The organism is Kutzneria chonburiensis (genome assembly GCF_028622115.1).
GTDB lineage: Bacteria > Actinomycetota > Actinomycetes > Mycobacteriales > Pseudonocardiaceae > Kutzneria > Kutzneria chonburiensis.
The window spans coordinates 2,838,340-2,856,713 of record NZ_CP097263.1; the positions used below are offsets into that span (position 1 = coordinate 2,838,340).

Sequence of the window (18,374 nt, forward strand, 5' to 3'; positions counted from 1 at the left end):
TTTGCCCGGTTCGCCGGGTTGGTCGGCGCAAGACGGCTACCCGGAGGATCCCTTTCCCCGGTTCGGGTGAACGGGACGGTGATCGTCTCAGTAGGGTGGAGGTATGGCAGGTGCCGACGAAGCGGCGGGACAGGACGCCCGCAGACCCAACCACTTCGACGTGGTCCTCAGGGGCTACAACACGCGCCAGGTCAACGAGCGCGTGACACGCCTCGAGTACGACCTGCGCACCGCCCTCCGGGAGCGGGACCTGGCCCGGGAAGGCAACGCGGAGCTGGCCAAGCGCCTGGGCGCGGCCGAGGAGGAGCGGACCGCGCTGCGCGACCGGGTCCGCAAACTGGCCGACCAGCCGGTGACGGGTGAGAACGTCAACGAGCGCGTGCGGATGATGATGGACCTGGCGGCCGAGGAGATCGCCGAGCAGCGCCGCGCGGCCGAGCGCGAGCTGGCCGAGCAGCGGGCCGACCTGCAACAGCGCCGAGTGGCGTTGGAGCGCAAGTACAACGAGCACAACGACACCCTCGACCGCGAGTACGACGAGCTCAAGGCCAAGCTGAGCCGCGAGCACGAGCAGCTGATGGCCCGCGCCCGGGCCGAGGCGGCCAAGGTGACGCGGTTCGCCGAGGAGCGAGCGGCGCTCACCGTGCGGGAGGCCGACGAGCACGCCCGTCAGCAGGCCGCCGCCGCGGACGAGCACACGGCCCGGATGCAGGCCCTGCACAACGAGTTCCGCGACCGGCTGGTGGTGGCCCGCTCGACCGCGCAGCAGGCCGTCACCGAGTTGGCCCGGATGGCCGAGGAATGATCTACACCGTCGAGCTGGACGGCCCGGGGCGGCTGAGCACGATGGCCAAGCCGCGCCTCAAGGACCTGCCGACGTTGCGCGCGGCGGGCGTGGACATCCTGGTGTGCGCGCTGACCGACGAGGACTTCACCGACGCCGGCCTGGCCGAGGAGCCGACCGCGGCGGTGGCGGCCGGTCTGGAGTTCGTGCACCTGCCGATCCCGGACTGGACGGTGCCGGACCGCGAGCAGATCCTGCCCACGCTGCGCGAGCTGGCGACCCGCCTCGACGGCGGGGCCAGCATCGTGACGCACTGTTGGGCCGGCATCGGCCGGTCCTCGCTGTTGGCAGCGTCGATCATGGTGCTGCGTGGCCTCGACCCCGACGACGCGTGGGCCCGGATCACCAAGGCCCGCGGTCATCAGGTGCCGGACACCGAGCAGCAGCGCGAGTGGGTCAGAACCTTGAGTGCGTGAACCACTTGTCCAGCAGGTCGGCCTCACCCTCTGACTTGATCCGGGTGTCGTCGCGGCTGATGCGGCCGTAGACGAGCAGCAGCAGGGCATCGGGGGTCTCGGCGCTGACGGTGGCGTCGGGATCGGCGACAGCCGGCACCAGGCCGAACGAGTCAGTGTCGAGGCGGACGGTCCAGTCCACCTCGGTGCCCCACACGCCGAAGCCGATGGTCTGCCCGGTGCCGCGAAGGTTGGCCACGTGCGGCGCGAAGCCCACTGCTGACGGCAGGTTGACCAAGAACTCCTCGACGCCGTCGGCGGCCAGCGTGGGGTCGACGGGCGTGAGCGCGCCGGCGGCGAGCTCGGCGTCGTAGCGGTGGACAAGGCACTCCATCGCCATGCGCCGCGCCCAGAACCGCACCTCGCCACCGGGACCCCACGTGTACATCGGGGCGTCGGGGTCGGCGGCGCGCAACACCTTGCCGACCTCGATCTGCCGCGCCACCAACCATTCCGGGTAGTCGGCAGCCTCGGCCGGCACGCCGAAGTCGACCTCGCCGAACGGCAGCCGCTCGGGCGACCGCCGCTCGATCATGGCGGCGAACCACTGCTGGAGCACACCGACATGCCTGAGCACGTCCGCGAGCGCCCAGTCCGGGCAGCACGGCACGGCGGCCGCGAGGTCGTGCGAGCGGCCGACCTCGCCGATGCGCGTCACCTCGCGCTCGATGGCGTCGCAGTACGTCGAATAGCTCTCAGCCATGCGTTATCCGTCCCTCGACCATGGTCAGCACCACCGGCATGTCACGGAGTTCGCCGCGGGCCGGATCCCGTTCGGCGACCAGCAGATCGGCCACGTCGCCGACCTCGACCGAAGCCCGGCCGCCGGCCGCGGCGGCCAGCGCGACCTCGACCGGGATCCGCTGCTCCGGATGCCATGCGGCCCGGTCGTCGTCGGTACGCGTGACGGCGCTGGCGATGCCGTCCCACGGGTCCAGCGGCGACACCGGGGCGTCGGAGCCGATCTCCAGCGTCGCCCCGGCGGCCAGCAGCGACTGGTACGGGAAGGCCCGGTCGGTGCGGCCGGCCCAGTGCCGGTCGGCCACGTCGCGGTCGTCGGGCGCGTGCGCGGGCTGCACGGAGGCGATCACGCCCAGCTGCGCGAAACGGGGCAGGTCGGCGGGCGACACCAGCTGCGCGTGCTCGATCCGACCCGGGCAGCCGACGGCCTCGAAGGCGTCCAGGGCGATCTGGTTGGCGTGGTCGCCGATCGCATGCACGGCCGGCACGATGCCGTGCGCCCACGCCCGCCGCATCAGCGGCACCAGCTCCGCCGGCGGCACGACCACCATGCCGTGCCCGTCGCCCTCGTACGGGTCGTGGCAGTAGGCGGTCCGGGTGTTCAGCGACCCGTCCACGAACAGCTTGTACGGCCCGACGCTCAACAGCCCGCCGCTGTCCGGCACGACCGCGCCGGTCCGGTGGCCGCGGGCGATCGCCGTCTCCAGCAGGTGCTTGGCGATCACGCCGGCCACCCGCACCGACGGCGTGCGGATGGCCAGCCGCCGCTGCCAGTCGGCGATGGTGTCGGCCAGCTCGTAGTCGACGATCTTGGTCACGCCCCGCGCCGCCGCCGCGTCGGCCGCCGCCAGCACCCACGCATCCGGATCGCCGGCCGGCAGCCGGGCCGTGACGGCCATGCACTCCGCCTCGACGAGTACGCCGGTCGGGTGATCTAACGCGACTTCCTTCAACGCCGCCGGGCTCAGCCACAGCGTGTGCAGGTCGGCGCTGAACAAGGCGACCTTGCGGCCGGGCAGGGCTGCCTCCAGCAGGTCCTTGTGCGGGGCGTCGGGCCACAGGCCGTCGACGAAGTTCGCACCGAACACCCACTCGTCCGGGCTGCCCCGCACGAGTTCGACCGCTTGAGCCGCGGACTTGGCCGCCGCCAAGGAAATCCGCCGTCGGTTGGCGGCCCACTGCTGCATGTGCACGTGCGCGTCGACCAGCCCCGGCAGCAGATACCCGCCCTGGCCGTCGATGCCGTCGCCGGACAGCGCGCCGGGCTCGGTGAACTCGGCGACCACTCCCCCGGCGATCCGCACGTCCACCGGCCGACCGGCCCGGTGCACGTTGCGCAGCAGCAGATCCGTCATGCCGTCAGCCGCTCGCGCAGGAACTCGACGACCCGCTCGCGCGCGGCCAGCGCCTGGTGCCCGGGCCGCTCGCGGACCTCGGCCGTGAGCACCGAGTGCGCGCCCTTGGTGAAGCCGCCGGGGTTGCCCGGCTTGGAGTCCAGCTGGATCACCTCGAACGCGTCGCCGAGGCGACGGCGCAGGGTGGCGAACCGATCGGCCGGCACGGCCGGGTCCTCGCTGAACCGCAGGCCCAGCACGCACAGCCCGTCCTCGGTGCGCTTGACCACGGTCTGCAATTCCGCCTCGGACACGCCCGGGTCGGCCTTGCGGGCCTTGCCCAGCGGCAGCGGCACCGACGGCTGGCTCAGCACCGGCGCCAGCACCACGTCCTCGACCGCGGTGGCCAGCGCGAACCCGCCGGTGAAGCACATGCCGATGACGCCGACGCCCTTGCCCGGGGTCCGCGCGGCCAGGTCACGGGCCACCGCCCGCAGGTACTGGGTGATCGGCCGCTCGGCGTTCACGGCGAACGCCCGGAACTCGGCCGACACGCACAGCCTGCTGATCACGCCCAGCACGTAGCCCACGGTCATCGGCTTGCCCGGGGTGCCGAACGGGGACGGCACGACCACGGTGAAGCCCTGGTCGACCAGGTGGTCGGCCAGGCCGAGCACCTCCGGCGTGATACCGGGGACCTCGGGCACCAGCACGACGCCGGGCCCCTCGCCCTTCTCGTAGCAGTCGTAGGTGAGGCCGGCTCCGGTGAACGGCGCCTTGCGCCAGCCGGTGAGGTCGGAGGTGGGCGCGTCGCTCATGCTGCCGAGTCCTTTCCCGCGACGACACCGCGCACGGCGGCCTCGATCGCCAGGCGAACGATCTTGGGGTCGGGCTCATCGTAGGTCGACACGGTTGCCGGGTTGCCCGAGCCCCACGCCGCCGAGATGGCCAGCACCAGCGTGAGCACGACCTCGGCCGGATAGCGGTCGTCGACCAGCCCGTCGGACTGGGCCCTGGCGATCGCCGCCACCTTCTCGGTGTTGGACTTGACGATCTCGGCCAGCGCCTCGTCGTAGTCGCCCTGCTCCAGCCGGAACCAGCCGGCCAGCCGCAGCAGCCGCGGATTGGCCAGGAAGAACTCGTACAGCCGGCCGGCGTAGCCGGGCAGGTCCGTCGGCGTGAAGGGCACTTCGCCCAGCAGCCGCACCACGTGCGCCTCGAACACGGCGCGGAACAGCGTCTCCTTGTTGGTGTAGTAGACGTAGATCAGGTTCTTGTTGGCCTGCGCCGCCGCCGCGATCCGGTCCACCCGGGCGCCGGCGATGCCGTAGCGCGAGAACTCCTCGGTCGCCGCCTCCAGGAGGCGGGCCTTTGTGGCGTCGGCACGGGTCATGCATCGACCGTAGCAGCGGGCCGCCGGTCATCCGGACCAGCCGCGGGGCGCGGGCACCGACAGCTTCCCCGCGCCCGGCGGCCGTCACCACATCCGCAGGCCCACAAGGCATTCCTGGCCGAAGCGAGGTTGTCAAGCGGCCGCGTCGACGATCCGTCCGCAGGTCGCCGCCAGCTCGGCCGGCCACCCTTCTGGTTCCTCGGAAAGAAAGTCCCGCAGTTCCTGGACGGCCGCCAGCCGAGCCGGGTTCGACGGCCGCTTCTCCAGCTGCGCCAACAGGTTCGTCACGGCCCGGACGCCGTCGGCGTAGTCGTGGACGTCCCCGGCCGGGCTGCCCTTGTCCAGCAGCGCCACGACGATCCCGCAGGCCGCGTCCAGCAGCTCGTCGTCCGGGTCGGCGGCCAGCTCGTCGGCCAGGCCACCGGTCTCGGCGGCGATCAGCGCCAGGTATTCGTCCATGACGTCGTTGCGGTAGCCCTCGACCAGGATCCAGCGCCGGATCTCCGGCCGCTCCGAGCCGGCCAGCCGGTGCACCAGGTGGATCCGCCCCCAGCCGCGCACCTGCCGGGCCAGCTCCCACCACGCCGTCTCCGCGTCCTCGACCAGCCGCGCCAACGCGACCAATCCGGGCAGCGTGAACTCCTCGTGCGCCGCCAGCGTCCGCACGATCTCCACATCGGACTCGTTCCCGGCCAGCCCGAGCAGCGCCAGGCCGAACTTCACCGGCTCGCGGTCGGCCGACGTGGTCGCCAGCCGCCGCCCCAGCTCGCGGATCGAGCCACGCCCCTGGATGCGCGTCACGACGTGGTCCAGCACCGGCAGCGCCCGGGTCTCGCGCAGGCGCCCGTACAACGAGTCCCAGGTGTCCGGGTCGTCCACATAGGTGCTGATCGCCGCCACCACGGCCTCGGCCTCGTCGAACGGAGTCTCCATGGCGGTGTGCATCAGCAGCACGCCGTCCTTGGCCCCCGCCGCCCACCGGACCTTGCCCTCGGGCTCGTCCGGCAGGTCGACGCCGCCGGCCCGGACGATCTCGTAGATCATCGCCAATCCCCCTGTCCACCATGTGCAGCACCAACGCGGCAATGTTCCACGAATCGTCGTCGCCGCGGTGATGCCGCCCCTCCAGCAGCAGGCCGACGACGTCCAGCGCGCGGGCCATCCCCAGCTGGCGGCCACTCCCGGCGAACACCGCCTTGGCATTGGTGTGCCGGGCCCCGAACGGATACGGCACGCCGGTCGCCCGGCATTGCCGGGTGAACTGCTTGCGGTCGTAGTCGCCCCAACTGGCCCAGCCGCGCCTGCCGGCTTCGTGCTCGTCGACCAGTTGCGCGCAGGCGTCCGCGAAGGAGACGCCACCGTCCACTTCGGACTGGGTGAGGCCGGTCAGCGACGTGCAGAACCCGCTGACCCTCGATGCCTTCGGCCGTACCAGGATCCGGTGCTTGGCCAGGCGTTCACGCGCGACCAGGTCGACGACGGTCAGCCCGATCTCGATGATCTCGCTGACCTGCCCGGGCGGCGGGCTGCCTTCCCAACACGTCGCCTCGACATCGACGACGTTCACCAGACGTGCGGTCATACGGCGAAGATTAGCCAGCCGCTACAAGTTGATTACCTCGAAGGCCACGCCGAACTTGGCCCCGAGCAGGCTGCCGACCGGCCGTGCGGACGACTCCAGGAACTCCCTCGGGTCGCTCATCGGGTTGTCGACGAGCCCGCGCAGGTACTCCCCGTGCGCCTCCAGCGACGCCACGCCCTGGTCGAAGCTGGCCGTCACGTCGACGCCGTGCAGCGCGTTCGGGGCGGCGGCCACGAACACGTGCTTGGCCTTCCACGGCTCCAGACCGAGATCCCGGAAGATCCAGCGGTTCGCCGCGTCGCGGGCGGCGTCCACCGCGGCCCGGCCGACGGCGATGTGGTCGGCCTGGTTGGGCACGCCCGGACCCCAGAATTCCCGCCAGCTCGCGGTCACGACGACATCGGGCCGGTGCCGGCGGATCGCCTCGGCGAAGGCCCGCCGCAGCGGCAGGCCGTACTCCACGACACCGTCCTGGAAGCCGTAGAACTCCACGACATCCACGCCGACGACCGCCGCGCCGGCCCGTTCCTCGGCCTCGCGCAGCGGCCCGCACTGCTCCGGGTCGAGGCCGTCGATGCCGGCCTCGCCGCTGGTGGCCAGGCCGTAGACGACGCGCTTGCCCTGCCCGGTCCAGCGGGCGATCGCCGCGGCGACGCCGTACTCCAGGTCGTCCGGGTGGGCGACGAGCGCCAGCACGCTGTCGAAGGACTCGTCGATGGGCTCCAGCGCCTCGGGCATCGTCACGGCCCGAACGGTACCTCTTATGCGGTGTCCCGGCGGATCAACTCGGTCGGCAGCAACACCGACGGCGGCAGCTCCTCGTCCCCCTCGAACTGCGCCAGCAGCCGCCACGTCATGGTCCGCCCCAGTTCCTCTATCGGCTGCCGGACCGTGGTCAGCGGCGGCACCGACGTGGCGGCCAGCCCCGAGTCGTCGAAGCCGACCACCGCGAGGTCCTCCGGCACCCGGATTCCCCGCCCCCGCAGCACATGCAGCGCGCCGATGGCCATCAGGTCCGACGCCACGAACACCGCGTCCAGGCCCGGATGCGCGGTCAGCAGCTGCTCCATCGCCGCCATGCCGCCCTCGAGGCTGAAGTCGGCGTGCGCGATGGCGTCGGTCGGCCGGCCGGCCATGGACAGCGTCCGCCGCCAGCCGGACAACCGGTCGATGCCCACGGCCATGTCCCGCGGCCCGGCGATGGTGCCGATCTGCCGGTGGCCCTGGTCGATCAGGAACTGCGCGGCCTGCCCGGCGCCGTTGAAGTTGTCCGCGTCCACGTACGGCACCTCGACCTTGGCCAGCGGCCGCCCGCACAGCACCACCGGCAGCCCGGAGGCGACGAGCTGGGCCGGCAGCTGGTCCTCGCCGTGCAGGCTGACCACCAGCGCCCCGTCCACGTGCCCGGAGGTCAGGTAGTTGGCCATCTGGCCGTGGTCCTGCTCGTCCTGGGCCATCAGCAGCACCAGCTGCAGCCCGCTGCCGGCCAGGCCGGCGTGCACGCCGCGCAGCACGCGGGCGAAGAACGGGTCCCCGAGCACGCGGTCGCCGTGCTCGGAGACGACCAGCGCGATCGAGTTGGTCCGCTTCATCGCCAGCGACCTGGCCAGCATGTTCGGGCTGTAGCCGAGGCTGGTCACGGCCTGCGCCACCGCCTCGCGGGCCTTGGCGCTGACGTAGGTGCGGCCGTTGATCACCCGCGAGGCGGTGGACCGGGACACCCCGGCCACCCTGGCCACCTCGTCGAGGGTCGGGACCTCCCGGCCGTCTTCGGCCACGCTCTACCCCTGTTCCGGCAGGGCGTTCGCCCCCGCCACCGTCGCGTACCACCTGCCGCTCAGCTTAGGAGTGCGGGCGAAAGTGTCGAAGTCGACATGCGCGATGCCGAACCGTTTCGCGTAGCCCTCGGCCCACTCGAAGTTGTCGAGCAGGGACCAGGCGAAGTAGCCGCGCACGTCCACCCCGGCCTGGATCGCGTCGTGCACCGCCCCGAGGTGCTGTTCGAAATACCGCTGCCGAGCATGGTCTTCGATCTTGCCGTCGACCACGGTGTCATCGTAGGCGGCGCCGTTCTCGGTGATGTGAATGGGCAGCCGCGGGTATTCGTCGTGCAGGCGGTTCAGTACGCGGAACAGGCCGTCGGGCAATTCCTCCCAGCCCATCGCCGTGGTCGGCAGGCCGCGGCTGACGTTGTGCGCGTGCTCCGACCCGATCCATTCCGGCGTGATTCCGCCGGGCTGCCCGGTGACGTGGTGACCGGTGTAGTAGTTCACGCCGAGGGCGGCCAGCGGGGCGCTGATCAGCGTCAGGTCGCCGGGGCGGATGTGGTCAGCGAAGCCCAGCGGGGCCAGGTCGGCCAGCACGTCGTCGGGGTACCGGCCGCACAGCACGGGATCCAGCCACAGCCGGTTCTGCAGGCCGTCGACCCGCCGGGCGGCGTCCACGTCGATCGGGTCGTCGGGATCCACCGGGTCGACCGGGTACAGGTTGAACGTGACGCTGACGTTGTCGCCGATGATCGACCGCGCGAGGCCGTGCCCCAGCAGGAGATGGTGCACGGCGGCGGCAGCGGCTCTCGGCTCTCGACGACCGGGGCGTGCACGCCGGCGGCGTAGCCGAGCAGCGAGGCGCAGTAGGGCTCGTTGAGCGTGGTCCAGTTGTTGACGCGGTCGTGCAGCGCGTCGTACACGACCTGGGTGTAGTCGGCGAAGTGCTGGGCCGTGTCACGCTGCGCCCAGCCGCCACGGATCTCGTGCCGCTGCGGCAGATCCCAGTGGTAGAGCGTGAGAAACGGGGCGATGCCGCGGTCGAGCAGGCCGTCGACCAGACGCTCGTAGAAGTCCAGGCCCTTGCGGTTGATCGCGCCGTCGTCGTCGATGATCCGGGACCACGACACGGAGAACCGGTAGGCGTTGAGGTTGAGCTCGGACATCAGCGCCAGGTCGACGTCCAGCAGGTGGTAGTGGTTGGCGGCCACGTCCCCGGTGTCGCCGTTGACCACGCGCCCGGGCTGCCGGCTGAACACGTCCCACACGGACTCGCAGCGGCCGTCCTCGGCCGCCGCGCCCTCCACCTGGTAGGCGGCCGTCGCCGCGCCCCACAGGAATCCTTCCGGGAACACAGACACAGTTACCCCTTCACCGCTCCCTGCATGATGCCGGCGACGAGCTGACGGCCCACCGCGACAAAGAGCAGGAAGATCGGGATCGTGGCCAGCGTGGTGCCGGCCAGCACCAGCGCGTAGTTGACGTAGTAGCCGGCCTGGAGCTGTTCCAGGGCCAGCTGGATGGTCGGGTTGTTCTGGTCGAGCGCGATCAGCGGCCACAGGAAGTCGTTCCAGGACTGCATGAACGTGAACAGGCCGAGCATGGCCGCGGCCGGGCGGGCCGCCGGCACGGCGACGTGCCAGAAGACGCGGATCATCGAGCAGCCGTCCGAGCGGGCCGCCTCGATCAGCTCCGACGGCACCGCGTCGGCCAGGTACTGGCGCATCCAGAACACGCCGAACGCGCTGACCAGGTTGGGCACGATCACGGCTTGCAGGTGGCCGGCCCAGCCGAAGTCGGCCATGGCCATGTAGAGCGGGATGATGCCCAGCTGCGTCGGCACCGCCATGGTCAGCACGACGAGTACGAAAAGGACGTTGCTACCGCGGAAGGCCAGCTTGGCGAAGGCGAAGCCGGCCAGCGTGGAGAAGATGACCACCGACAGCGCCACCGAGCCGGACACGATGACGCTGTTCAGCAGCGCGTGCCAGAACGGGATGGTGTCCAGCACCTGCTGGGCGTTGCTGAAGAAGTTGCCGCCGGGCAGCAGCGGCGGCACCTTGTCGGTGAGGATGTCGTTGCCGTGGCTGGGCACCAGGAACGACCAGTAGATCGGGAAGGCCGAGCCCAGCACGAACGCCACCAGCAGGCCGTAGACGAGGAAACCCGGTCGGCGGGTCATCGGGCCAGCCTCCTGGTGATGAAGTAGTTGCCGACCGCGGCGATCACGATGACCAGGAACAGCACCCAGGCGATGGCGCTGGCGTAGCCGAGCCGCTGGTTGTCGAACGCCGACTGGTACAGGTAGAGCGTCACGGTCTGGAACTGGCCGGTCGAGCCGCCGGTGTCCGAGCCGGGCATCGCGCTGAACAGCTTGGGCTCGGTGAAGATCTGCAGGCCGCCGATGGTCGACGTGATCACCACGAAGATGATGGTCGGCCGCAGCATCGGCAGCGTGATGCTGGTGAACCGCCGCCAGGGGCCGGCCCCGTCGATCATCGCCGCCTCGTTCATCTCCGGCGGGATGGCCTGCATGGCGGCCAGCACGATCAGCGCGTTGTAGCCGGTCCAGCGCCAGTTCACCATGGTGGCGATGGCGATGTGGCTGGCCAGCCGGTCGGCCTGCCAGTCGATCCGGCCGATGCCGACGAACTCCAGCAGCGAGTTGACCAGGCCGTAGTTGACACCGAACAGGTTGCCGAAGATGATGCCGACCGCGACCAGGCTGGCCACGTACGGCACCAGCACGCCCATCCGGAAACCCGTGCGCAGCCTCAGGTTGGTGTTCAGCAGCGCGGCCACCGCGACGGCGACGACCACCTGCGGCACGCTGGAGAGCAGGAAGATGCTGACGGTGTTGAGCAGCGCGTTCCAGAACTGCGGATCGGCCAGCAGCTCGCCGTAGTTGCCGGCGCCGAGGAACTTCGCCGTGTCGTCACCGAGCCGCCAGTCGAACAGCGACACGTATCCGGTGTACAGCAACGGAAACAGGCCGACCACCGCGAACACCACGAAGAACGGCGCGACGTAGACGTACGGCGAGACCTTGAGATCCAGCTTGGCCCAGCGGTCGGGCCGCCCGGCGACCGGGGCGGTGGCCTCCGGTCGCCGGGCGGGCAGTCGGGTCAGCGTCACTTCGCTGCCTTCTGCGCACCGGCCACGGCCTGCTGCCAGCCGTCGGCCGCGGACTTGCCCTGTTCCACCGCCTGTAGCGCCGGCGCGAACACGTCGTCCTGGATCTGGCCGTCGGCCGGCCCCTTGTACTGGGCCTTGGTCAGCTTCTTGGCCAGCTCCGCGTACAGCGCACCGGTCTTCGGGTCGGCGAAGTAGGCGTTGGTGGTGTTCTGCAACTCGGGCGACTGGAGGGCCTGCACCTGGCTGGGGAACGGGCCCTTGGCCACGAACGCCTTGATCTGCTGCTGCGGCGCGGTCAGCCAGGCCGCGAGCTCGGCCGCTTCCTTGGGGTGCTTGCTCTGCAACGGAACCGTGAGGTACGAGCCGCCCCAGTTGCCGCCGCCGTCGGGGAAGGCCGACGAGACGGCCCACTTGCCCTTGTTGTCCGGGCCCGAGTTCTGCTCGATCGAGCCGAGCATCCAGGCCGGGCAGACGGTGGTGGCGAAGGCGCTGGTCTTGAAGCCGGCCTGCCACTCGTTGCCGAACGACACCAGCTTGGCCGACTCCTTGTCGGCGATGGCCTGCGTGACCGCGTCCCAGTCCTTCTTGATGTCCGGGTTGCTGGCCACGACGAGGGTGTCGCTCTGGTCGTAGTAGCCGACGTCGTGCTGGTTGTGCATGGCGTTGAAGATCTGGGTCGAGGTGTCGAACCAGGGCTTGCCGGTCTTCTGCACGTAGGTCTTGCCGGCGTCGAAGTAGCTCTGCCAGCTGGCGAACAGCGCCTTCACGCCGTCCGGGTCGCTGGGCAGGCCGGCTGCCTTGAGCATGTCGGTCCGGTAGCACATGGCCAGCGGGCCGATGTCGGTGCCGTAGCCGACCAGCTTGCCGTCCTTGGACTTGCCGGCGTCGTACTTCCACGGCAGCCAGCGGTCCGGGCCCGCGTCGGCCGGGCCGATCTTGCTCAGGTCGTTGAACTTGTCCGACTTGGCCATCACCTGGGCCCGGTAGCCCTCCTCGATGGCCTCGATGTCGTCAAGGCCGGAACCGGCGGCCAGCTTGGTGAACAGCTCCTTGTGGTGCGGCGCGGCCTGGCCGACCTTGTGCTGCGTGACCACGATGTTCGGATGCTCGGTCTGATACTGCTTGAGCAGGTCCTCGTAGCCGAACTCGCCGAAGGTGGCGATGGTTAAGTGGATCTTGCTGTCGGCCGCGTCGCCGGCCCCGCAGCCGGTGACCAGCCCGGCGACGACAGCCGTCGCGATGGCGGTCGCGAGAAGTCTCTGACGCATGTGCTCCGCTCCATTCTGGAAGCGCTTCCAGACACTGGGGGCAGAGTTTGCGGGGTTCTTACGACGTCGTCAACCGGTCGACGCCATCTCGTGACCAGATTTCTGGAAGCGCTCCCAGTCGAACGGATCGAATCCTGACACGAAAACAGCGCCGCCGGAAGGTCCGGCGGCGCTGGTCCGTTACCGCGCGACTACCCCACGTGCAGAATGTCGCGGGCGGCCGCGGCCGCCTCCTGCGCCGCGCAGGACACCAGATCGGTGCCCGCCTTCACGTCGACCTTCGGCAGGTTCCAGCCCTGGAGGCTGACCACCGGCGTCGCGCCGCGCAGGTCGGCCGCGTCGTAGGTGACGGTGAGGGTCTGCGACTCCCCCGGCCACAGCGTGACGTCGTTGTCATTCCACAGACCCGACGTAACCTGGTTGTCACCGGGCTGCTCGGTGCCGTCCGCATTGCCGCGGCGGATGTCGGCCCGCAGGAAGAAGCCGACGACCGGCTGCTTCGAGGTGTTGGTGACCGTCACCTTTGTGACCTGCTTGCCGTCCCGCTGCTTCTGCGAGTAGGCGACCGCGGACACCTTGGCCTGCTGAAGGTTCTGGAGGCCCTGAAGGTCGGCGTACTGGGTCATGGTCGCCTGCGGGTTGCCGTAGCTGGCCGGCCAGTCGACCACGTCCTGCTGCGTGGACAGCCAGTACACGTTGCGGTCCACGACCTGGTTTCCCTTGCGCAGCAACAGCTCCACGAAATACGTCTGCGCCTTGGCCGGCGGCGCGGTCACCGCGGGCGTCTTCGGCTTGAGGACATCGGTGCGGACCTGCTGACTGGCCAGGCTGGTCGCGTCCGTGTGCTGGTTGTCCAGCACGTTGCCGTTGGTGTCGTACACCTTGGACTCGACGGTCAAGCCGTCCTGCTTGTCGGCGCCCAGGTTGTCGACCGTGACGCCGCCGTCGTCGTAGGAGTACAGGACGTGCAGCGGCTCATTGGCCTTCTTCGCGCCGAAGAAGCTGCCGGCCTGGTCGCCGTCGTTGTTGTAGAGCGTCCAGAGCAGGCTGGGCCAGCCCTTGTTGCCCTGCCAGTAGATGGTGCCGGTGGACGGCGTCGGCTGGTTGGTCGAGTGGTCGATGAACGCCTCGAACTGCGAGCGGGTGTTCTCGTAGTTCTGCACCTGGGCCTGCTGCACGTACTGCGACAGGCTGTTCCACCGGCCGTAGCGGTTGGACATGGCCTGGTCGAAGGTGAACATCGAGCCGAAGCTGTAGCCGCCGTGGCCCTGCTCGAAGTTCAGGTGGTACTGGTTGTAGGCCGGGTCCTGCCAGAGCTTGGCCTGCTCGTCGGCGCTGAGGAAGCGGTTGATCGAGTCCAGCGTCGGCACCGTGTCGCCCGCACTCTGCTCGCTGTCGAAGCCCCAGGAGCCGCCCACGTTGGTGCGGGAGTCGTCGGTCGGGTCGAAGTGGGTGGTGTCGTACCAGTAGTTCGGGGGCACGTAGTCGTACGGGCCCTCCTTCTCGCCGGCCTGGCCCAGCTGCGGGCTGGCCTTGTACTCCGCCGAGGCGACGATCGGCTGGTGGAAGTCCGCGTCCTTGAAGCCCTGCAGCGACACCGCTTCCTGGCGGGGCGTGGGCTGGTTGTCGCTCCAGTTGAACGTGATCACGCTCGGGTGGTCGCGCAGCCGCTCGCCGATCGTCTGGGCGCTGAGCTGGATGATCTTGAATTCCTCATCCGTGACGCCCTTCTCGTTGCCCGGCAGCTCCCAGTGGTCGCAGCAGGAGAAGCCCGCGTTGATCATGATGCCGGCGCGGTCCAGCTGCTCGTAGAAGTCGTCCGGCAGGAAGTGGCCCTCGACCCGGACCAGGTTCACGCCCATGTTCTTGAGCAGCTTCACCTGCTTGGCGATGTCTTTGGCGTCATAGTGCAGCAGCAGATCCTCGGCGAAGCCGGCGCCGCGGACCACCAGCGGCTTGCCGTTGATCGCGTACTGCCGGACCCCGTCAGGGGCCGCCGGCGAGGGGCTGATCAGCTTCGTCGTGACCGTGCGGATGCCGAACTGCTCCGTCGTGCCGCTGCCCTGGGCCTCGGTGGTCAGCGTGTACAGCGGTTGGCTGCCGAGGTAGTACGGCCACCACAGCTGCGGGTGGTCGATCACGATCGGCTTGAACGTCACCGTCTGGGTGCTGTGCGGTGGGACCGTCACCATCTGCTGCACCGTGCGCGGCCGGCCGTCCGGGTCCGTGACCGTCGCCTTGGCCATCGTCGTGATCGCGATGTCCGTGCTGTTCGTGAGGTCCGTCTTCGGCGTCAGCGTCGAGCGGTCGTTGGCGTTGTCCTGGAGGACGCGGGCGTTGCCGTTGGTCAGGACGCCCGCGACGCGCAGCTGGACCGGGAAGTGGATGCCGGTGTTGTTGTCCGGCGGGACCTGGTTCCAGTCGATGTCCGAGACCGTGAACATCTTGCCCGGGTTGTTCGGGTAGACCTTGAGGGCCAGCGTGTTGCGGCCCTTCGTGACCAGCTTCGAGACGTCGAACGTGAACTTCGTGTAGGCGCCTTGGACCGTGCTGTTGCTCGCCACCTGTTGGCCGTTCAGCCACACGTCCGCGGTGCCGATCACGCCGTTCACGATCAGCTGGGCGGTGCTCTTCTGGGCCAGGTTCGGTGTGAAGTCCGTACGGAACCACCAGGGCACGTTGAAGGGCGCGATCGCCGGGCCGTGGTTGTTGTCCGTGTAGCCGAAGCACTTGCGCAGGTTGTCCGAGAAGTAGACGTCCGGGCACTTCCCGTTCTGGACGAGGGCCCCGATCTCCGTGCCCGGAGCTCCCCCGTCATCGGCTTTGACCTTCAGCCAGCCCTTCGTGTCGAACCCCGCCTTCGACACCTCACCGCCCGGCTGCGTCGCCTCCGCCGTGCTCTGCACCTGCCAGCCCTGTAACCCCAGCGTCTCCAGCCCCGTAGCCCCGCTCGCCGGCGCCGCTCCTCCCGGCACCGCTCCCGTGACTCCCAGCAGGCCCGCCAGCAGGGCTCCCGCCAGCCCCGCACCCAGCCCTCGTCGCATCGCCCCAGCTCCCCACACGCCGAAATAGTTCAGAAGGTTTCCTAACACACATCCCCCACCGCCGGAAGCCCTCCATTCCCCCAGCTCAGCGCCCCACCACCCCCCGATTTCGATCTTTCCCCCAGGTGCGCTAAGCTATGCCAGCACTCACCGCAACACCGAGTGCAAGACCGGGACGTGGCGCAGTTTGGTAGCGCACTTGACTGGGGGTCAAGGGGTCGCAGGTTCAAATCCTGTCGTCCCGACGGTCGAGAGGGTCTTCGCAGCTCAGAGCATGCGAAGACCCTCTTTTATGATCTTGTTCCGTTCGTCGAGCTCAAGCACGCCGCTCTTGGACCCCTTGACTCGACGAGGTCACGATGCCGCTCTTGGACCTGGACAAGATCACGAACGACCTTCCCACACTGTGGGACAGCTACCTCCGCAGCTGGGACCGAACCCTCCGTTCGGCCAACCACCCGGAGACCACCCGCTACAACTACCTGCTCGCCGCACAACAGCTCGCGCTCTACCTCGCGGAGTACTCCCCCGACCCCGAGGCGAATGACGCAGCCGACGACCCGACCGAGGTCACCCGCGCCCACATCGAGCATTTCCAGGCCTGGATGATCGAGACCCGCTCAGCCGCCACCGCCATCAACAAGCACAAAGTGCTCCGGCAGTTCTTCAACTGGCTGCGCGACGACGAGAAGGACATCGACCACCACCCGATGGAACGGGTGAAGCAGCCGAAGGCGCAGAAGAAGCTCGTCCCCATCATCATTCGCCGCGTTGCGGGACGAAGCAATCATCCTGTGGGGTTCCAAAGTGGTGACCGCTGCTGACCAGCGGTTTTATGCGACCCGTTCGTACTCGTTAATCAGGCCTCCAAGCAACCGCTGTCGCCTGACCCGCTGGGAGCCGAGGTTCGCCACAGGGTATGTCGGCCGCGGTGGGCAAAGTTCGCGGGACCGGTGCGGCCGTCGACCGTTGTAGTGCTGGACGTACTCGGCGAGCACGGCGTGCAGATGCCGCTGGCTCAGGATCAGCATGCGGTCGGTGAGCTCGGATCTGACGGTGAGTACGAACCGTTCGGCGTAGCAGTTCGCCCGTGGGCAACGCGGCGGGATCTTCACCGTCGTGATGCCGACGTCAGCCAGGACGGCGTCGAACGAGGCCGTGAACTGGCCTGCCCGGTCGCGGACGAGAAACCTGAACTCCTCGACTCGGTCACCGAGGTCTATCACGAGGTTGCGGACCTGCTGGGTGGTCCATCTGCCGTCCGGATTGGTCGTCGTGCCGAGGACATGGACGTAGCGGCTGCCGACTTCTAGCACAAAGAACACGTAAATCCGTTGGAGAGTGAGCGCGCAGTCGACGTGAAAGAAGTCGCACGCCAGCATCGTCGAGGCCTGCGTGCGCAGGAACTGCCGCCAGGTCGCGTCGGTATGCCTGTGCGGCGCGGGAGGTATGCGCGCCCGCTTCAGGATCCGTCGGATGGTGGAGGCACTGACCTGGTGTCCGAGCTTGAGCAGCTCGCCTTGAATTCGCTTGTAGCCCCAGTTGTGGTTCTCGGTTGCCATCTGTTCGATCAGTCCGGTGATCGCGTCGTCGACGGGCGGACGGCCGCCTCGGTGTGGGTAGGTCCACTTCGCGGCTACCAGGCGCCGATGCCAGCGCAAGATCGTGCCCGGGGTGACCAGCCGGTGCAGCCGCAGCCCCGTCGGGAGCCAGCGGGCTAACGCGGCGAACACAGCGCGGTCGGCCCAGTCCAGGCGCTGTTTCGGGTTGCCTCTGCGCAGCACGGCGACCTCATGGCGAAGCACCAGCAACTCGACGTCCTTCGACGCTGACGAGCGACCGAGCAACACCAGCAGGCCCACCAGTCGGAGGAAGATCAGGTAGAGCAGACGCAGCGCCATGGCTGGCGATCATGCCGTCGGCGTGTCATGCCCGTTGCCGCAGGTTGGACCCGTGGACCGACTTCTGAAACCCCACAGGGCGCTGGAAAGATCCTGCTCGACGTCAAAGCCGGCTGAGTATCCGATTCGGACGGAAAGCGGTACCGCGATGTTGACGGTTATTGTCTGGGTGTTGGTTCTCATCGGCGCCATCGGCATCAGAGTGTGGACCAGCGTGGCTCTCTACGGCGCGGCGATGTCCGCCGGACTGGGTCGCCGAACCGCGATGATCGTGGCGTTCGGCACCGCGACGGTGCTCTTCGCATGGGTGGCCCTCGCCGCCTTGCTGGCCTTCTACGGCGCATTCAGGACCGGGTTGTGGGGTTCGGTCTTCGCCGCCGGCACCGCGCTGGCGGCGTTGGCTGGTACGCGCATCCCGGCAGTAGCCCGGGTGCTTGACGCGCCCGGGTTGAGCGTCCGTCTCACCTGGCCACACAGCGTCCGGGTGGTTGGCATCGTGTTTCTCATCCTGCTGTGGGCGGGCAAGGCCACCCCGCAGGCAGCGTTGCCGGTCGGTGTCGGCGATCTCGCGGTGGGCCTGGCCGCGCCCTGGGTGGCGCGTTCGGTGATGCGTGGCGCCGGTCAGCGGCGGGTGTTCTGGTTCAACGTACTGGGTATCGTCGATGTCGCCATCACGTTCGGCAACCGCCTGGTGAGCGGCCTCGTTTTCGGTGTGCCGGCAGGCGCATCAGGTGTGTTGCCACTCGTGCTCCTCTCGACCACGGCGTTGCCGCTCGCATTCGTCATCCACGTCGTGGCACTTCGCCGGATGGCGGGCACTGCCGGTGGCGATGATCGCCGAACTCACCGGTTCTTCAGCCCAGCATCATAAACCAATCGGTTTCCACGGTGGGCTAATCGCGTTGGGCTTC

At 69.1% G+C, this 18,374-nt stretch carries 16 protein-coding genes, 1 tRNA gene and 2 pseudogenes; 5 read left to right on the top strand and 14 right to left on the bottom strand.

Annotated elements, in window-relative coordinates; all coding sequences use genetic code 11:
- Positions 1-103: 103 nt before the first annotated feature.
- Together M3Q35_RS13075 and M3Q35_RS13080 are read left to right on the top strand one after the other, a co-directional pair.
- Positions 104-805 (top strand): hypothetical protein, encoded by a 702-nt coding sequence (locus M3Q35_RS13075; RefSeq protein WP_273941994.1) that lies wholly within the window; start codon positions 104-106, stop codon positions 803-805.
- Complete coding sequence (locus M3Q35_RS13080; protein WP_273941995.1) at positions 802-1,260, top strand: protein-tyrosine phosphatase family protein; 459 nt, start codon at positions 802-804, stop codon at positions 1,258-1,260. The genes M3Q35_RS13075 and M3Q35_RS13080 overlap by 4 nt, the downstream gene beginning before the upstream one ends.
- On the opposite strand, the gene M3Q35_RS13085 is transcribed toward M3Q35_RS13080, so the two are convergent.
- The 13 genes and pseudogenes from M3Q35_RS13085 to M3Q35_RS13145 form a co-directional block, all read right to left on the bottom strand.
- Entirely contained in the window at positions 1,241-2,002 is a 762-nt protein-coding gene (locus M3Q35_RS13085; protein ID WP_273941997.1) for a maleylpyruvate isomerase family mycothiol-dependent enzyme, read from the bottom strand. The genes M3Q35_RS13080 and M3Q35_RS13085 overlap by 20 nt on opposite strands.
- On the bottom strand, positions 1,995-3,395 hold the full coding sequence (locus M3Q35_RS13090) for an amidohydrolase (protein ID WP_273941998.1): 1,401 nt from the start codon (positions 3,393-3,395) through the stop codon (positions 1,995-1,997). Before M3Q35_RS13090 ends, M3Q35_RS13085 begins: the two co-directional genes overlap by 8 nt.
- Positions 3,392-4,192 (bottom strand): dienelactone hydrolase family protein, encoded by an 801-nt coding sequence (locus M3Q35_RS13095; protein ID WP_273941999.1) that lies wholly within the window; start codon positions 4,190-4,192, stop codon positions 3,392-3,394. Before M3Q35_RS13095 ends, M3Q35_RS13090 begins: the two co-directional genes overlap by 4 nt.
- Complete coding sequence (locus M3Q35_RS13100; RefSeq protein WP_273942000.1) at positions 4,189-4,767, bottom strand: TetR family transcriptional regulator; 579 nt, start codon at positions 4,765-4,767, stop codon at positions 4,189-4,191. The genes M3Q35_RS13095 and M3Q35_RS13100 overlap by 4 nt, the downstream gene beginning before the upstream one ends.
- A gap of 132 nt (positions 4,768-4,899) precedes the next feature.
- A complete protein-coding gene (locus M3Q35_RS13105) occupies positions 4,900-5,811 on the bottom strand; it encodes a hypothetical protein (protein WP_273942001.1) in 912 nt (303 codons plus the stop codon).
- A gap of 49 nt (positions 5,812-5,860) precedes the next feature.
- Positions 5,861-6,349 (bottom strand): annotated as a pseudogene (locus tag M3Q35_RS13110) (3'-5' exonuclease); the annotation flags it as partial.
- Positions 6,350-6,370: 21 nt separating this feature from the next.
- The gene (locus tag M3Q35_RS13115; protein ID WP_273944325.1) at positions 6,371-7,087 is read right to left on the bottom strand and encodes a PIG-L deacetylase family protein; all 717 of its coding nucleotides are present in this window, start codon (positions 7,085-7,087) and stop codon (positions 6,371-6,373) included.
- A 23-nt stretch (positions 7,088-7,110) separates the two neighbouring features.
- The gene (locus M3Q35_RS13120; RefSeq protein ID WP_273942002.1) at positions 7,111-8,127 is read right to left on the bottom strand and encodes a LacI family DNA-binding transcriptional regulator; all 1,017 of its coding nucleotides are present in this window, start codon (positions 8,125-8,127) and stop codon (positions 7,111-7,113) included.
- A gap of 3 nt (positions 8,128-8,130) precedes the next feature.
- Positions 8,131-9,476: pseudogene (locus tag M3Q35_RS48845) on the bottom strand (GH1 family beta-glucosidase).
- Between the two features lie 2 nt (positions 9,477-9,478).
- Positions 9,479-10,297 carry a carbohydrate ABC transporter permease gene (locus M3Q35_RS13130; protein WP_273942003.1) on the bottom strand — a complete coding sequence of 273 codons (819 nt, stop codon included), beginning with the start codon at positions 10,295-10,297 and terminating at the stop codon, positions 9,479-9,481.
- Complete coding sequence (locus M3Q35_RS13135; RefSeq protein ID WP_273944326.1) at positions 10,294-11,244, bottom strand: carbohydrate ABC transporter permease; 951 nt, start codon at positions 11,242-11,244, stop codon at positions 10,294-10,296. Before M3Q35_RS13135 ends, M3Q35_RS13130 begins: the two co-directional genes overlap by 4 nt.
- 2 nt (positions 11,245-11,246) lie before the next feature.
- Positions 11,247-12,518 carry an ABC transporter substrate-binding protein gene (locus M3Q35_RS13140; RefSeq protein WP_273942004.1) on the bottom strand — a complete coding sequence of 424 codons (1,272 nt, stop codon included), beginning with the start codon at positions 12,516-12,518 and terminating at the stop codon, positions 11,247-11,249.
- A 191-nt stretch (positions 12,519-12,709) separates the two neighbouring features.
- Positions 12,710-15,562, bottom strand: coding sequence for a glycoside hydrolase family 2 protein (locus M3Q35_RS13145; RefSeq protein ID WP_273942005.1), 2,853 nt, complete (start codon positions 15,560-15,562; stop codon positions 12,710-12,712).
- Between the two features lie 171 nt (positions 15,563-15,733).
- Between M3Q35_RS13145 and M3Q35_RS13150 the strand changes: the two genes are divergently transcribed.
- Both M3Q35_RS13150 and M3Q35_RS13155 read left to right on the top strand, forming a co-directional pair.
- Positions 15,734-15,807 (top strand) — tRNA-Pro (locus tag M3Q35_RS13150).
- 123 nt (positions 15,808-15,930) lie between these two features.
- Positions 15,931-16,386 carry a phage integrase N-terminal SAM-like domain-containing protein gene (locus M3Q35_RS13155; protein ID WP_273942006.1) on the top strand — a complete coding sequence of 152 codons (456 nt, stop codon included), beginning with the start codon at positions 15,931-15,933 and terminating at the stop codon, positions 16,384-16,386.
- Positions 16,387-16,395: 9 nt separating this feature from the next.
- Here the strand turns inward: M3Q35_RS13155 and M3Q35_RS13160 are convergent, their stop codons facing one another.
- Entirely contained in the window at positions 16,396-17,463 is a 1,068-nt protein-coding gene (locus M3Q35_RS13160) for an integrase core domain-containing protein (protein ID WP_273942007.1), read from the bottom strand.
- Positions 17,464-17,515: 52 nt separating this feature from the next.
- Between M3Q35_RS13160 and M3Q35_RS13165 the strand changes: the two genes are divergently transcribed.
- On the top strand, positions 17,516-18,334 hold the full coding sequence (locus M3Q35_RS13165; RefSeq protein WP_273942008.1) for a hypothetical protein: 819 nt from the start codon (positions 17,516-17,518) through the stop codon (positions 18,332-18,334).
- Positions 18,335-18,374: the final 40 nt, after the last annotated feature.